Source organism: Psychromonas saccharinae, assembly GCF_051201515.1.
GTDB lineage: Bacteria > Pseudomonadota > Gammaproteobacteria > Enterobacterales > Psychromonadaceae > Psychromonas.
The window spans coordinates 351,421-368,478 of record NZ_CP195153.1; the positions used below are offsets into that span (position 1 = coordinate 351,421).

General features: G+C 37.1%; 10 protein-coding genes. 4 read left to right on the forward strand and 6 right to left on the reverse strand.

What is annotated here, in order from left to right; translation table 11 throughout:
- Positions 1-308: 308 nt before the first annotated feature.
- Complete coding sequence (locus ACR30L_RS01630) at positions 309-2,981, forward strand: EAL domain-containing protein (protein WP_435236309.1); 2,673 nt, start codon at positions 309-311, stop codon at positions 2,979-2,981.
- 448 nt (positions 2,982-3,429) lie between these two features.
- Here ACR30L_RS01630 and adhE read toward each other — a convergent pair whose 3' ends face one another.
- Positions 3,430-6,072: a bifunctional acetaldehyde-CoA/alcohol dehydrogenase gene (gene adhE, locus ACR30L_RS01635; RefSeq protein WP_435236310.1), complete on the reverse strand. Its 2,643-nt coding sequence runs from the start codon at positions 6,070-6,072 to the stop codon at positions 3,430-3,432.
- A 458-nt stretch (positions 6,073-6,530) separates the two neighbouring features.
- On the opposite strand from adhE, the gene ACR30L_RS01640 reads away from it, so the two are divergent.
- Both ACR30L_RS01640 and ACR30L_RS01645 read left to right on the forward strand, forming a co-directional pair.
- Positions 6,531-7,595 carry an AI-2E family transporter gene (locus ACR30L_RS01640; protein ID WP_435236311.1) on the forward strand — a complete coding sequence of 355 codons (1,065 nt, stop codon included), beginning with the start codon at positions 6,531-6,533 and terminating at the stop codon, positions 7,593-7,595.
- Entirely contained in the window at positions 7,592-8,506 is a 915-nt protein-coding gene (locus ACR30L_RS01645; protein WP_435236312.1) for a class I SAM-dependent methyltransferase, read from the forward strand. The genes ACR30L_RS01640 and ACR30L_RS01645 overlap by 4 nt, the downstream gene beginning before the upstream one ends.
- Before the next feature lie 88 nt (positions 8,507-8,594).
- Here the strand turns inward: ACR30L_RS01645 and pta are convergent, their stop codons facing one another.
- Positions 8,595-10,757 carry a phosphate acetyltransferase gene (gene pta / locus ACR30L_RS01650; protein WP_435236313.1) on the reverse strand — a complete coding sequence of 721 codons (2,163 nt, stop codon included), beginning with the start codon at positions 10,755-10,757 and terminating at the stop codon, positions 8,595-8,597.
- A 69-nt stretch (positions 10,758-10,826) separates the two neighbouring features.
- Positions 10,827-12,026, reverse strand: a complete 1,200-nt coding sequence (locus ACR30L_RS01655) for an acetate kinase (protein WP_435236314.1) — start codon at positions 12,024-12,026, stop codon at positions 10,827-10,829.
- Positions 12,027-12,467: 441 nt separating this feature from the next.
- On the opposite strand from ACR30L_RS01655, the gene yfbV reads away from it, so the two are divergent.
- A complete protein-coding gene (gene yfbV, locus ACR30L_RS01660; RefSeq protein WP_435236315.1) occupies positions 12,468-12,920 on the forward strand; it encodes a terminus macrodomain insulation protein YfbV in 453 nt (150 codons plus the stop codon).
- 51 nt (positions 12,921-12,971) lie between these two features.
- Here yfbV and rlmA read toward each other — a convergent pair whose 3' ends face one another.
- From rlmA to pflB, 3 genes are all read right to left on the reverse strand, one after another.
- Positions 12,972-13,790 carry a 23S rRNA (guanine(745)-N(1))-methyltransferase gene (rlmA, locus tag ACR30L_RS01665; RefSeq protein WP_435236316.1) on the reverse strand — a complete coding sequence of 273 codons (819 nt, stop codon included), beginning with the start codon at positions 13,788-13,790 and terminating at the stop codon, positions 12,972-12,974.
- 44 nt (positions 13,791-13,834) lie between these two features.
- A complete protein-coding gene (pflA, locus tag ACR30L_RS01670; protein ID WP_435236317.1) occupies positions 13,835-14,575 on the reverse strand; it encodes a pyruvate formate lyase 1-activating protein in 741 nt (246 codons plus the stop codon).
- Positions 14,576-14,745: 170 nt separating this feature from the next.
- A complete protein-coding gene (gene pflB, locus ACR30L_RS01675) occupies positions 14,746-17,031 on the reverse strand; it encodes a formate C-acetyltransferase (RefSeq protein ID WP_435236318.1) in 2,286 nt (761 codons plus the stop codon).
- Between the last annotated feature and the right edge of the window lie 27 nt (positions 17,032-17,058).

A 17,058-nucleotide genomic window follows, 5' to 3' on the forward strand; every position in this document is an offset into this window, starting at 1 on the left:
CCTTTTTCTTTTCTATTTTTATGCTTTGTATTCCTGTGATTTACACCACTCTTTGCCTCTTTCATTAAACGTATAAATCTAATATAGTATTTACTAATCAAATAATTAGACTATTTCTTTCGTATTGTATATGTCTAAAAAATCAATAAAAACCAATATAATGCTGAATATGCATCGGTAGGCAAATATATTTACACTGAAAAGTGTATATTTAATTTCTGTTGTTTATAAAAACAACTCATTCATTGATGTATTGATACTCGACTAGTTAAATATGTTGGGTCTAAGCAGTAAAAAAGGAAAAGGGATTGTCTAATTCAGTAGAAAATATTCTTTATGTTGGCCAGAATATAGAACTTGCACAAACGATGCTTAAATTTTCATCTTCGGATGGGGGGTGCAGCAATTATGAGCTTGACCATGTGCGCCATATTGATATTGTTGAAAGTGTTCTATCTGAAAAAAAATATGACCATTTTATCTGTGAGGATGCGTTATCTGAAGAGCGCATTGCACAAATTAGTATACGTTTCCCATTATTAAAAACTACATATTTATCACCACCATTGATGAGTAATTCTTCGGTCATTCCTGGTTCAATCAGTGATGATGTAAAATCTGCCATCGATTATCTTAGTATCCCTATTTATTTCAAGAATAATGAAGGAACATTTCTCGCTTGTAATCGCTACTTTTCTAATTTAATTGGAAAAACGCCCGATGAAGTCGTAGGAAAAACCGTTGCCGATATATTACCTCTCCATTTAGCAAAAGAAATTGAAAAATTAGATAAGAAAATATTCTCAAATAACCAAATTTATCTTTATGAGTCCACTATTCATGATTTAGATGGTGAAGCACATGATGTGGTTTTCTGTAAAGAGAGGGTGGCAGATACTAATACGCAAATTGGTTTTATTTTTGATGTGACAGAAATTAATACAACTAAAGCCACTTTAGAAAAAGAGCGAATAATGTTGCGTGCAACCGCTGATATTTCAAAGGATCTTATTTTCTTCAAAGACTTGGAAGGCAGATTTTTAGGGTGTAATAAACAATTTGAAAAATTTGTTGGTTGCTCAGAAAAAGAAATTATTGGTAAGACGGATGATCAACTCTTTGAGTTTTATCAGGCGCTAATGTGTCAAGAACAAGACCGTTTAGTGATGGATACTAAACAAATCTATGTTGGAGAAGAATACCTTACTTATAATAATGGTGAACGTCACTTTATTGATATGAAGAAAGAGGCATTGCAAGATCGTACCGGCAAAGTGCAAGGCTTAATTGGTGTAGGACGAGACATGAGTGCTCACCATATTCTTCAGAAACGATTAAAGATAGCAGATACTGTGTTTGAGAACAGCAAAGAAAACTTTCTTGTGACCGATGAAAAAGGCATCATTATTTCAGTGAATAAGTCGCTTTGTAGTACATCGGGTTATTCAAAAAGTGAACTGATAAATCAAGACATTACTATTTTCCAATCAAACCAACACAGAAATATTGCAATTAACCTAAAGGAAAATAAAGCTTGGCAGGGGGACTTAAGTTACATTCGAAAAAATGGAGAAGTCGGATATGCTTGGTTAGAAACCTATGCCGTTGAGCATGAAGAAGAGGGGAATCTTAATTTTGTATTTTCATTTATTAATTTTACTCAGGATGGTGTTGTTGATAAAAAAATTGAGCATTTAGCGACCTTTGATCCATTAACGGGACTGTTTAATCGTATTGCATTACAGGCACGTTTAAAAGATGCGATGACACGGGCTGAATTTAAAGAAATAGCCATGGCTGTTATTTTAATTGATATTAATGGCTTTAAAGATATCAATGCACAATATGGACATAGTGTTGGTGATGCTGTTTTAAAAGAAACGGCGGAACGACTTAAATGTTGTGTATTTGAAAAAGATACCGTCGCTCGATTTGGTAATCATGAATTTGTTATTATTGTTGATGAATTAGTGAGTGAGCAAGATGCTGCGGTAGTGGCACGTAAAATTGCAGATCAATTTAATCAACGTTTCAAAATTAATGAGCTAGATATTGATGTCTCTGCGTCTATGGGGATCGCGATGTGCCCTGATGATGGGGCTGATATTGATACGATAATTAATAGTGCTGAAGAAGCTAAATTACGTGCTAAATCTGATCGTAGTGGTTGTTATCATTTCTATACCAGTGAGTTAACGGCTCATTCTCAAAAGCAATTTGAATTAGAAAAAGAATTAAGTCAAGCGTTAGAATTAGAACAGTTCGAATTGTATTTCCAACCACAATTTAATATTAGAAAAAAACAGATCGTTGCGGTGGAAGCGCTAGTACGTTGGAATCATCCTCAGCGTGGCTTACTCGAACCGGATAATTTTTTAAGCTTAGCTGAAAATACGGGGTTATTATTACCGATTACCATGTATGTTATCCGTAAGGCTGCGATGCAAGCGGCAAGTTGGCATCGTGCTGGAATCCACTTTGATCGTATTAGCATTAATTTATCTCAAATGGAGGTAGAGTCGCCCAAGCTAATTGGTGAATTACAACGAATTTTACTTGAGTGCCAATGTCAGAGTAAGTGGCTCGAATTTGCCATTGATGAAACTGTGTTTATTTGTTCATCGCCTACTATCTATGAAAATCTGATAAATATCGGTAAGTTAGGTATTGCGATGATGATTGATAATTATGCCGCCGATCGACCTGCATTATATTTAATTAATAAGTTGGGAATTGAAAAATTTAAGTTATCTAATCACTATTTTCAGGGATTATCTTCAACGCATCATACTAGCACGGCAATCATGAATGCATTGTCTATTCTAGGGAATTCATTAGGCGTCGATATTGTCAGTGAGTCAATTGGTGAATTCAATCAGGATGGTCATCCTCTTTCAGAAGAATGTTCTGACCAAAAAGGCCCTAAAGTAATGAAGGCTTCTGAAGCTACTTTTTATTTACGTTGTAATAAACGAAAATAAACATGATGATTGAGAGGTTTATGTCATCAGTCATAAACCTCTCAACGATAGATTATGCCCCATAAATATTTAACTGAGATTATCTCTCTGTAATGCTAAGTGGGTGGTAAGGTTTTCTTTTAATCAAGGTCATTGCCTTTTGTTGAGGTCGAGCCTTGTTACTCTGCTCTATTAAAAGGCACAGTGAGCGCTTCATTGTGTCATTTTAATTCTTTTATTTGGGATTATTAACTTACATCTCTTTTAGGCTGTCACAAGCCCCTATACTGCGTTTCTCATGCAATGAATACCTTATACGTAATACTTTTTAGATATCCGAATTGGTGATTGATAGCAATGGCATTAAATCTGTAATCGGGGTTTTTCAATTATAACTTTTCTATAGGCGTAAAAAAGCCCGCAATTAAGCAGGCTTCGAGCAGTTAGCAATTAACTAGAAGGAGTAAGCTTATTCAGCAGCTTCTTCATCAATGATTGCTTCTGGTTTGTCTTCTACGTCTGAGTATTCAGTTCCGTAGTAAGAAGCTAGTAAAACTTCTTTTAGCTCAGAGATTAATGGGTAACGTGGGTTTGCACCTGTACATTGGTCATCAAACGCTTGTTCCGCTAAATCATCAACTGCAGCTAGGAAGTCAGCTTCAGCAACACCTGCATCTTTAATTGAATGAGGGATATTCAATTCAGTTTTAAGCTCTTCTAACCAAGTTAGTAGTGCGTTAATTTTAGTTTCAGTGTTACCTTCGCGGAAACCTAAGTGGTCAGCAATCGCAGCATAGTCAGCACGTGCTTGTGGACGGCTGTACTGAGAGAACGTACCTTGTTTAGTTGGTTTGTTAGTCGCGTTAAAACGAATTGTATTGGTTAATAATAATGCATTCGCTAAACCATGTGGAATGTGGAATTCATTACCTAGTTTGTGCGCCATTGAGTGACATACACCTAAGAATGATTGAGCAAATGCGATACCAGCGATAGTTGCCGCATTGTGAACTTTCTCACGTGCAACCATGTCATTTTTACCATTATGGTAAGAACTTGGTAGGTATTCTTTCAATATTTTAAGTGCTTGTAACGCTTGACCATTTGAGTATTCGTTAGCTAATAGAGAAACATAAGCTTCGATTGCGTGAGTAACCGCATCATATCCACCGAATGCACAAAGAGATTTTGGCATATCCATTACTAAGTTAGCATCGATAACAGCCATATTTGGTGTTAATGCGTAGTCAGCAAGTGGGTATTTTTTACCTGTTTCATCATCGGTAACAACGGCGAATGGTGTTACTTCAGAACCTGTACCAGAAGTTGTAGTGATACAAACTAATTCAGCTTTCACACCCATTTTAGGGAATTTGTAGATACGTTTACGGATATCCATAAAGCGCATTGCTAAATCTTCGAAATCAGTTTCTGGATGTTCATATAGAACCCACATGATTTTCGCTGCATCCATTGGTGAACCACCACCTACTGCAAGAATAACATCTGGTTGGAATACGTTACACGCAGCTGCACCTTTTTCAATGATAGAAAGTGTTGGATCCGCTTCTACTTCATGGAAAACTTCAACTAACATACCTTGTTTTTCAAGGATGTTACGTAAATCATCAATGTAACCGTTAGCAAATAAGAAGCCATCAGTTACGATCATTGCACGTTTTTTGTCTTCTAAGTCAGTCATTGCAATTGGTAAACAACCGCGACGGAAGTAGATTGATTTTGGTAGTTTATGCCATAACATATTTTCTGCTCTCTTCGCGATAGTTTTAGTATTGATCAAATGTTGAGGACCAACGTTTTCTGATACTGCGTTACCACTGTGGGTACCACAACCTAAAGTTAGCGAAGGTGCAAAACCAAAGTTATATATATCACCAATACCACCGTGAGATGTTGGAGAGTTAATAACGATACGGCTTGCGTTCATTACTGCTCCAAATGCATCAACACGTTTTGTGTTAGCATCTTGGTCTGTGTATAGCGCTGCTGTGTGGCCTACACCACCGATTGCTAATACGATTTGAGCTTGACGAACAGCATCGTCGTAATCTTTTGCTTTGAAAAGACCTAGTGTAGGAGATAGTTTTTCATGAGCGAACATGTGATCAGTTGTTACTTCAGGACCTTCACCAACTAATACTTTAGTTGAAGTTGGAACTTTTACGCCTGCAAGTTTTGCAATTGTATAAGCAGATTGACCTACGATTTTAGCGTTAAGCGCACCATCGATGAACATGGTTTTAGCCACTTTTTTAGCGTCTGATTTGCTTAAGATAACGGCACCGTATTTTTCAAGACGTGCTTTAAATTCATCGTATTTAGATTCAACAACGATAGCCGCTTGTTCAGAAGCACAGATCATTCCGTTATCGAATGTTTTTGACATTAAGATTGAAGAAACTGCACGTTTGATATCTGCAGATTCATCGATAACGACAGGTGTATTACCTGCACCAACACCGATAGCAGGGTTACCTGAAGAGTAAGCTGCTTTAACCATGCCTGGACCACCTGTTGCAAGAATAATTGCAGTGTCGTCATGTTTCATGATTGTGTTTGTTAGTTCTAAAGATGGGATATCAATCCAACCGATTAAATCTTTTGGTGCACCAGCTGAAATAGCCGCTTCTAATACTAATTGTGCTGCGTAGTTAGTACATTTTTTTGCACGTGGATGCGGTGCAACGATACAACCATTACCAGTTTTTAATGCCATTAATGTTTTGAATATAGCAGTTGAGGTTGGGTTTGTTGTTGGGATAATTGCACAGATAATACCCATTGATTCTGCAAGTGTTACAGTACCTAATTCGTCATCGCGTGATAATTCACCAACTGTTTTTGTATCGCGGAAACTATTGTAAATAAATTCAGAAGCAAAGTGGTTTTTGATTACTTTATCTTCAACAATACCCATGCCAGTTTCTTCAACTGCCATTTTAGCAAGTTCAATACGTTGTGTAGAAACTTTAAGGGCTGCAACACGGAATATTTCATCAACCTTTTCCTGTGAAAAAGTTGCGTACTCTGCTTGTGCCACTTTAACGCGGGCAATCAGGGCCTCTAGCTCGGCAACAGTGCTTACTGTCATAATATTCTCCTAAGGATTTATAAAATTAAAAGTTTAAAAATGTTTTAGTAAAATCGTAGTCGTCTTAACAAAAATAGACCTTAATAAAAAATTTTCGAAGTCATTATATGAGTATATTTAGATGCAAAGTATTGATCGAGATCACGTGTAAGTAAATCTACAAATAGGAAAAAATGTGACGTTTACTACATGATATGTAAGTATTATTTTAATATAGTATGACTTATGTCTTGTATTTTTCTGTATTGTGATTATATGTCGTTGTATTTTGCTTTTATGGCTTTTAAATTGGTTTTATATTGTCATACAAAAAAGGCCTAATGGCACTTTTTATGCTTTGAACATTTTTTTAACATTTTTAACTTTTTTTGTTAAATATAAAAACTTGAGTATATTGCTTTGAAATAATTGTCTGTCGTAATAAGCTTTAATCCCTTTTAATTTATTACGAGTAAATTATGTCAAATGGTTCTACATTTGCCCGCTGTGTTTTATATTTTTCTGCACTTGTTGTTTGTTTGGCAGGAATAAAAGTCGCAGCCACTATTGTCGTCCCTTTTTTATTGTCTTTATTTGTCGCTATTATTTGTAATCCTGCGATCAATTTACTGGAAAGTAAAAAAATACCACGCGCGATTGCGATCATTATGGTGATTGTGTTCATTTTTGCATTATTCGTTGTGTTAGGTGGGGTCATTGGCTCTTCTGTTAATTCCTTCCGTGAAGCTCTACCTGTTTATGAAGCACAGTTATCACAAGACATGGATTGGTTAATTACTTGGTTAGGTGAAAAAAACGTATCTATTTCGATGACTGAAGTACAAGCGTATTTTGACCCAAGTAAAGTAATGGGGTTGGTAACGAAAACATTAAGTGGTTTTAGTAGTGTATTAGGTAACGTTTTTCTATTGCTGTTAACCGTTGTCTTTATGCTTGCAGAAGGCCCCGGTTTTGCTAAAAAGATGCATGTCGCGTTTGATGAGTCGCATCATGCGGAAAAAGATCTCGATCATTTTTTAAAAATTGTAAATCAATATATGGCGATTAAAACCATTATTAGTCTTGTCACTGGCCTTATTATTGGTTTTTTCCTATGGATTCTCGGTGTTGATTTTTTTGTATTGTGGGCGTTATTGGCGTTTTTGTTTAATTACATTCCGAATATTGGTTCTATTTTGGCCGCGATACCCGCTGTTATTTTAACGTTCTTACAACTTGGGGTCGGCTCTGCAAGTATAGTGGTCGCATTGTTTATAGGCGTCAACATGATCATGGGGAATGTCGTTGAACCGCGCTTTATGGGGCGTAGTTTAGGGCTTTCTACTTTGGTGGTATTTTTATCTTTAATATTTTGGGGGTGGTTATTAGGAATGGTAGGGATGCTATTATCAGTGCCGTTAACCATGATTGTTAAAATAGCGCTTGAAAGTAGTGAGGAAGGCCGTTGGTTTGCTATTTTGTTAAGTTCTGATGAAGATGTTGATCAATTACATAAAACATTAAATGAAGATAAAGCTAAATGAATATTATTGAACATATTAACTGGAAAGCAGTTTCTAGTTTCCCTAAAACAGAGCTGCAACGTTTATTGCATGGGCGTGGCGGCGTTTTTCCTGAGTGTAAAGATATTAATATTGATTGGTTATCGCCGGTTATTTTAATTATTTTATATAAAGAAGTTGAACCGCGATGGCTCGCGCAGCTCAGTGAAACACTTGAACAAAAGATGCGTTCATTAGACTTTGTTGTTAGCAGTATTCAAGTTCAGTACCGATGCCGTGATTTTGCGCCTACAGAGGTTTTATTTGGAGAGCCGGTCACTGACTTAGTTGGATATGAAAATACGCTTAAATATCATATAAACCTTGGTAGTAAACAAAATTATGGCCTATTTCTAGATATGAAAAATGGACGGAAGTGGGTACAGGCAAATAGTCAAAATAAACGTGTATTGAATTTGTTTTCCTATACCTGTGGATTTTCTAATGCAGCAATGGCGGGCAATGCTTCGCAAGTCGTTAATTTAGATATGAGTAAAGCGGCCTTGTCCGTTGGTCGAGAGAATCATCGTTTAAACGGTCACGACCTGAGTAAAGTGAAATATCTCGGGCATGATTTATTTAAGTCATGGGGTAAAGTTAAGCGCCTTGGTCCCTATGATATTGTTATCGCTGATCCTCCTTCTTTACAAAAGGGCAGCGTGAATATTAAGCGTGATTATCCGAAAATTATTCGTCGTTTACCTGAATTACTCAATCCAGGTGGTCAGGCGCTATTATGCTTAAATTCACCTGATTTAGATTTTGCTTTTTTAGAGGGGATTGTAAAGGAAGAGTGTTCTAATGCTTCAGTGATCGCTCAGATTGCACCACCAGATGTTTTTAGAAATGTTGAAATAGATAAAGGTTTAAAATGTTTATTAATTCAACTTTGATTCTTAGTCTTTCTTAAAAATAAAAAGCCCGCTTTATTAATTTAATAAAGCGGGCTTTTTGATTCAGCGTCATGTAGACATCTACAAATTATTTAGTAGATTCTTCTCTTTCTGCTGCTTGTGTTGCTTGAATTGCTGTTAATGCGATTGTGTAAACAATATCATCAACCAATGCACCACGAGATAAATCGTTAACTGGTTTACGTACACCTTGAAGCATTGGACCGATACTGATTAGGTCTGCACTACGTTGTACTGCTTTATAGGTGGTGTTACCTGTATTGAGGTCAGGGAAGACAAATACCGTTGCTTTACCTGCGACTTTAGAATCAGGCGCTTTACTTTTCGCAACATTTTCCATAACCGCTGCATCGTATTGAAGTGGGCCATCAATTAATAAATCAGGACGACGTTCCTGTGCAATTTTAGTTGCTTCTCGAACTTTTTCTACGTCACTACCTGCACCAGAATTACCGGTTGAGTAACTGATCATCGCAACTTTAGGGTCGATACCAAATGCAATTGCAGATTCTGCAGATTGAATTGCGATATCAGCAAGTTGTTCTGCGGTTGGATCTGGGTTAATTGCACAGTCACCATAGACTAATACTTGATCAGGCAATAGCATGAAGAAGATAGAAGAAATTAAGTTTGCGCCTGGTGCTGTTTTAATTAACTGCATCGCAGGGCGGATAGTGTTTGCGGTGGTATGAACGGCACCAGAAACAAGACCAGAAACGTCATTTTCAGCTAACATCATTGTACCAAGTACAACGGTATCTTGTAATTGCTCACGAGCAACAACTTCAGTTAATCCTTTGGCTTTACGTAATTCAACCATTGGTGCAACATAATGCTCAATAATATCCTTAGGATTGATGACTTCTACATCATCAGTCAATACGATACCTTGTTGTGTAGCAATACGGTGAATTTCTTGCGGATTACCTAATAGCACAGGTTTAGCAATACCACGTTGTGCACAGATAAGAGCTGCTTGGATTGTGCGTGGTTCATCACCTTCAGGTAAAACGATACGTTGTACTGTTTTACGTGCAAGCTCTGTTAAGTGGTAACGGAATGCTGGTGGTGATAAACGACGAGATAACGAAGAGTCTTCAGTTAATGTGTTTAACCAATGTTTATCGATATGGCTTGCAATGTACTCTTGTACTTTTTCAATACGTTCGATATCGTCGGCAGGGATCTCGATATTGAAGCTCTGTAGGCGTTGTGCTGTTTGCCAAGTGTTACTTTTGATTAATAGAATCGGTAGGCCCGATTCCATTGCTTGATGACAAAGTTTTAATACTTCTTCTTCAGGTGTGTAATCACCTGTTAATAATAAACAACCAATTTTCATGCCGTTCATTGCAGCTAAACAAACTGCAATAATCACGTCACTACGGTCGCCAGAAGTTACTAGCATTGAGCCCGCTTTGAAGTGTTCAATCATATTTGGAATTGAACGTGCACAGAAAATAACGCTGTGTAAACGACGGTTATTTAAATCACCTTCATTAAGTATCTCTGCTTCTAAATGTACTGAAAGATCTTTAACACGAGGTGCAATTAACTCTGAGCTCCATGGGATGCAACCTAAAATAGGTAATGGGCTCTTGCTGAACATTTGTAATACTTCAAGATTTTTATTCGATGCAGTTTCAGGTGCTTCAAACATTTCTGTTAGATCTGGTCGTGCTTTATCTTGTTCATCAATTGGCGCACCGACTTTGTTGATAATACAACCCGCGATGTTGCTGTTTTCTTTACCACCAAAAGAAGAAATCGCAATTTCCATGCGTTCTTTTAATTTTTGTGATGAATCATTACTTGGATGAGTAACAAATACCATCTCAGCACCAAGTGCTTTCGCAATGCTGTAATTCACGTCGTTCGCAAACTGATGTTTGTCTGTTGGTACAAGACCTTCAACGATCACAACGTCGCTATCAGCTGTACTTTGGCGGAAACGCTCAACAATATTTTCTAATAACTCAGATGTTTTACCTGAAGAAATAAGGTTTTCAGCATATTGCATTGCAAAGGGTTCAGGTGGATTAATTGATGATGCATTACGAAGAGTAGTAGTTGAACGTTCAGGGCCAATTTCTCCTGGACGGGGTTGAGCAATAGGTTTAAAAAAGTTTACTGCTACACCTTGTCGTTCCATAGCGCGGACCATACCAAGGCTGACTGAAGTAACACCGACTCCAGACCCAATGGGAATGAGCATAATTGTGCGGGACATGACTATTCCTTTTATTAAAAAATATGAATAGGGGCGTTTAGGCGGCCCCCATAAAAATGATAATTATTATTAAGCGTTAGCAAGTTTAACTGAGTCCTGGGCAATAACCCACTCTTCATTTGTTGGGATCACCATTGCAAGTGGTGTTCCTTCTTTCGTTATTACACCTTCTTGGCCGAGTCTTGCAAATGCATTTTTCTCGTCGTCAACTTGGTAACCAAAGATAGTTAGTAGCTCTAACACTTTAGCTCTAACAATATGCGAATTTTCACCTATTCCACCGGTAAATACAATCGCATCGATACGTTCTAATGGTACTGCGTATCCTGCAATATATTTAGCTAAGCGGTAGCTGAACATATCCATTGCTAAAATTGCACGTTCATCACCTGTTTCGTAGCCATCTAAAATATCACGGAAGTCACTAGACACGCCGTAAATACCCAATAAACCACTTTGTTTTTGAAGAATGTCCATGACACCTTCGATGCTATAACCCTTACGAGTCACTAAATATTCAATAATACTTGGATCAATGTCACCACAACGCGTACCCATTACTAAGCCTGCAAGTGGTGTCATTCCCATACTGGTATCAACACATTTACCATTTTTAATCGCACTAACAGAAGCACCATTACCTAAATGTGCAGAGATAATATTTGTATCGGAAACTGGTTTATTTAATGCTTTTGCTGCTTCATTAGTCACAAATAAATGGCTTGTTCCGTGCATGCCGTAACGACGAACATGATCTTCTTTATATAGGCTATAAGGTAGCGCATACATAAATGCTTTTGCTGGCATTGTTTGATGGAATGCAGTATCAAATACAGCAACTTGTGGTAAAGAAGGGAATGCAGCTTGTGCCGCTTTAATTCCTAAAATATGAGCTGGATTGTGAAGAGGTGCAAGTGATGCACATGCTTCAATGCCTTCAACAACAGATTCATCAATAAGTACAGATTCAGTAAATCTTTCACCACCGTGAACAACTCGATGCCCAACAGCAACGAACTGTTCTGCTAAACCTTCTTCTTTATTAATGATTTGCTCAACAATATAAGAAATTGCTTCTGAGTGCGCGCTATTAGGTGGAAGGTTAGTTGCACCTTTTTTTCCTGAAATTTTCCATTTAATACGTGCATCTGGAAGATTAAAGCATTCAGCAAGACCGCTAATTACTTCATCGCCATCATTAGCATTAATTACCGCAAATTTTAGAGATGAACTACCACAATTGAGGACAAGGACAAGTTTATTGCTCATTTGAAATTCCAATAAGTAAAGATTTAAAACATCAGCATCTAGAGGGGGGAATACTGAAACGATTGACTGTGAGTTAAATAACCGGAATAAGTGAAAAATATTTGGTGATTTGATTCACATAATGGTAAATAAGTCTACGCTTCTAGAATGAAATAACAATGATGATTTAATATAAAAAAGTGATCTAAATTAAACTTTTAATCAATTTGTAGTATTAAATTACAATTTCTTACTTTAGTGATGTAAATAGTAGGTTAGGTCGGGCTGTTGTTGATTTTAAAATATAGGTTGTTTGTTTTTTATACGTGAGTACGTATGATAATAACTTCGTCTGATGAGGTCTTTGATTTAATGCAATTATTAGTTTTGTTGATAAATATATTAGCTCTTGCTACTGTTAATCCATGACCTTCATTATTTTGTTCAGTTCAGGAGCTTTATGTGAGTATATTTTTTGATGTTATTCGACAAGGCGATAAGTATTTACAGTCCTGGCCAAAACAAAGGGTGCTTAACTGTTTATTTATCGATAGCAAAATTGTTTATTACACGCGCTTATCAATTAAGTTAGCACCTGCTTTTATGTTTTTAATTGTTGCTTTAAATATTATTCATCCTGGGTTATTTACAGGGCCGGTTATTTTTACGTTTATTTTGTTTTTATTGGGTCTGCCTGTACAGGGCCTTTATTGGCTTGGAAAGCGTTCAACAACTTTATTACCAAAGCAGTTGTTAGATTGGTATGGCGCGATTCAGGAAAAGCTATATGGGCACCTTCGAGATAATCAACAGGTTATGCGTCAACATCCCTCTTATTTAGATTTAGCATTATTATTGAAAAAAGCATTTAAAATTGGCGGAGATAAATTTTTACAACATAATGAATTAATATAAGACTTTCGCTACGAGTGCCGTCACTCGTAGCTTCTTTATCTTATCTACGAGTTATTTTTTCTGATACACCTCGATATTAAAATCACATTCAATATTCCAATGCTTTTCTGCTAGTAATTTTTCCATTGCGGATTGATTAAATTTCCATGCAAATGGGGTCATATTAATAAGATCTTGTAATTGTTGTGCTTCGGAAATAGACAGAATATAAGCTAGGTTAATTTGATTTATTTTACTAAAACCCGCTGGTGAATCATTTTCCTGAGGATGCTCGTGTACTTCATCGTATATTTTTTCACGCAGTTGAAATAAGTGACGTGGTGCAGGCGTAACGGTAACAAGGTAACCTTTCGTTTTGATTAAACGTTGTAACTCAGCGTCTAATGAAGGGGCATAAATACGTAATAAACAATCCAAACTATTATTCGGAAGTGGTACATCATAGGCACTTGCTACGCAGAAGTTGATTTTTTTATTACGTTTGGCTGCATAGCGTATGGCAACCTTAGAAATATCCAAGGCAGAAATAATGAAATTTTCTGGCACATTGTTGGATAATTGATTGGTGTAATAACCTTCGCCACATCCCAAATCAAGAATATGCGCCTGTTTTTTCTCCGCAAATAAATTATTGATTAATTCAATTAATTTTTGTGCTAGAGGTAAATAGCCTTCGCTATTGAGAAAGCGGCGGCGCGCATTCATCATTTCTTTATTATCACCCGGATTTTTGGAGTTTTTTGCATTTACAGGCAGAAGATTAAGATAGCCTTCTTTGGCAATATCAAAATGATGGTTGTTAGTGCATATTTGAGTATTATCTTTTTGTTGAAAGGATGTTTGGCAAAGTGGGCAAATAAAGACGGTCATAAAAAGCTCAGTGAAAGCAGGTAATACACCTGCTTCATCGTAGGTTAGTAAATAACATTAGGGTGGTATTGCGAAAGAATGTTTTTAACATTTTCCATGGTTTCGTGCGTTGGTGGGTTTATGCCCTCAAGTGGGTAAATTTCACCCATGGCAGTCCATTTATGTTTACCTAATTCATGATAAGGCAGTAGTTCCACTTTTTCGATATTTTTCATTGGTTCAATAAATTTACCAAGTGCGTGCACATCTACGTCTGCATCTGTATATGTAGGTAATACAACGTATCGAAGATAAACGGGTTGATTGTGTTTAGCTAAATATTCAGCAAACTCCAGCGTATATTTATTACTCACATGGGTTAAGTCGATATGCTTTTCATTATCCATTTGTTTAATATCTAAAAGCACGAGGTCTGCAACGTCAAGTACACCTTTCACTGTATCGTCTAATCGACGGACAAAACCATTCGTATCAAGACAAGTGTGGACACCTTCTGCCTTACACTTTGTAAAGACATCTTTAACAAATTCAGGTTGCAGCATTGCTTCGCCACCAGAGAGAGTTACGCCACCACCTGATGCTTCCATATAATTACGATATTGAAGTAATTCAGTGACGATTTCATCGGAAGTCATTAACTTACCCGTTTCGGTATCCCAGGTATCACGGTTATGACAATATTTACAGCGCATTAAGCAGCCCTGTAAAAAAACAATAAAACGAATGCCTGGGCCATCGACTGTACCACAGGTTTCAACGGAATGGACGCGTCCAGTTACTGACATCAAAGACCCCTTTTAAATTGATTATTTGATTTATCTTTACAAAATACATCAAATAATCACTTATTGCAGTTAATAAATGATAGAAAAAAAGAAAGGTCTCATCCCGAAGAATGAAACCTTTCTGATTATAGCAGGCTAACCCAAGAGTTGACCTTGTTTATCGCTAATTTTTATAAACTAGCTGTAAATGTACGAGTGATAACGTCGTTTTGTTGTTCTTTAGTTAACGAGTTAAAACGAACAGCGTAACCAGATACACGGATAGTCAACTGAGGGTATTTTTCAGGATTTTCCATTGCATCTAATAATGTTTCACGGTTCATTACGTTTACATTTAAGTGTTGACCACCTTCCATTGCTGGAGTGTGTTTAAAGTAACCGTCCATTAGACCTGCTAAGTTAGCTTTTTGTGAATCATCAGTTTTACCTAACGCATTTGGAACGATAGAGAAAGTATATGAAATACCATCTTGTGCGTAAGCAAACGGTAGTTTAGACACTGAAGTTAAAGATGCAACCGCACCTTTTTCATCACGTCCGTGCATTGGGTTTGCACCTGGTGCAAATGGTGTACCAGCACGACGTCCATCAGGTGTGTTACCTGTTTTCTTACCGTATACAACGTTAGATGTAATAGTAAGAATTGACTGTGTAGGACGTGCTCCACGGTACATTTTGTGAGATTGAATTTTCTTCATGAAACGTTCAACAAGGTCACAAGCCATGTCATCAACACGAGGATCATTGTTACCAAATTTAGGGTAATCACCTTCGATATCGAAATCAACTGCAATGCCGTCTTCGTCACGAACTGGTTTAACTGTAGCGTATTTAATTGCAGAAAGTGAATCAGCCGCAATTGAAAGACCCGCAATACCACAAGCCATTGTACGAGTAACGTCACGGTCGTGAAGTGCCATTAGCGCAGCTTCATAGCTGTATTTGTCATGCATAAAGTGAATACAGTTAAGTGCAGTGACGTAAGTTTCAGCTAACCAATCCATGAAGTGGTCAAGATTTGCTAATACACTGTCAAACTCTAGTACTTCATCTGTGTTTGCAGGTAACGTTTTAGGACCAACTTGCACTTTAGATTTTTCATCAACGCCGCCGTTGATTGAGTATAATAATGTTTTAGCAAGGTTGGCACGTGCGCCAAAGAATTGCATTTGTTTACCAACAACCATTGGTGATACACAACATGCGATTGCATAATCATCACTGTTGAAGTCAGGGCGCATTAAGTCATCATTTTCGTACTGGATAGAAGAAGTATCGATAGATACTTTTGCACAGTATTTTTTGAAGTTAATTGGTAATGCTTCAGACCATAAAACAGTAATGTTTGGCTCTGGAGAAGGACCCATAGTGTATTGAGTGTGAAGGAAACGGAAGCTGTTTTTAGTAACAAGTGTACGTCCGTCAAGACCCATACCACCGATAGATTCTGTTGCCCAAATTGGGTCACCAGAGAATAGATCATCATATTCAGGGGTACGTAGGAAACGAACCATACGTAGTTTCATTACTAGATGATCGATAAGCTCTTGAGCACCTTCTTCAGTTAATTTACCTGCTTTGATATCTTTTTCGATGTAGATATCAAGGAAAGAAGCAGTACGACCAAATGACATTGCAGCGCCATTTTGTGATTTGATTGCTGCTAGGTAACCGAAGTAAGTCCATTGGATTGCTTCTACTGCATTTTGTGCTGGATGAGAGATATCACAACCGTATTTAGCTGCCATTTCTTTCATTTGACCTAAAGCACGGTATTGGTCAAAAATTTCTTCACGAAGTTGAAGTGTATCTTGAAGAGATGTACCTGCAACTAAGTCTTTTTCTAGTGCTTTATGCTGTTTTGATTTATCAGCCATTAGGTAATCGATACCGTAAACGGCAATACGACGATAATCACCAATGATACGACCACGTCCGTATGCATCAGGAAGACCTGTTAATACACCTGATTTACGACATTTTAGGATGTCACCAGTATAAACATCGAAAACACCTTGGTTATGTGTTTTGCGGTAATCTGTGTAAATTTCTTTGATTTTTGGATCTAATTCTTTACCGTAAACTTTACAAGAACCTTCAATCATACGAATACCACCATTAGGGATAATCGCACGTTTTAATGGTACATCAGTTTGTAGACCAACAATTGTTTCTAAATCTTTGTTAATGTAGCCCGCATCATGTGCAGTAATAGTTGAAATGATATCAGTATCGAAATCGACAGGAGCATGTGTGCTGTTTTCCTGTTTGATACCCACCATTACTTTTTCCCAAAGGGTATCAGTTGCTGGTGTTGCATTTGCTAGGAAACTTTCATCACCTTCATAAGGTGTGTAGTTGTTTTGGATAAAGTCACGAACGTTAACTTCAGTTTTCCAAGTGTCGCCTGCAAAACCTTCCCATGCAGATGCATATTCTTCGTTTAATGTTGTCATAAAGATTTACCTTTATAGTTAGATAGT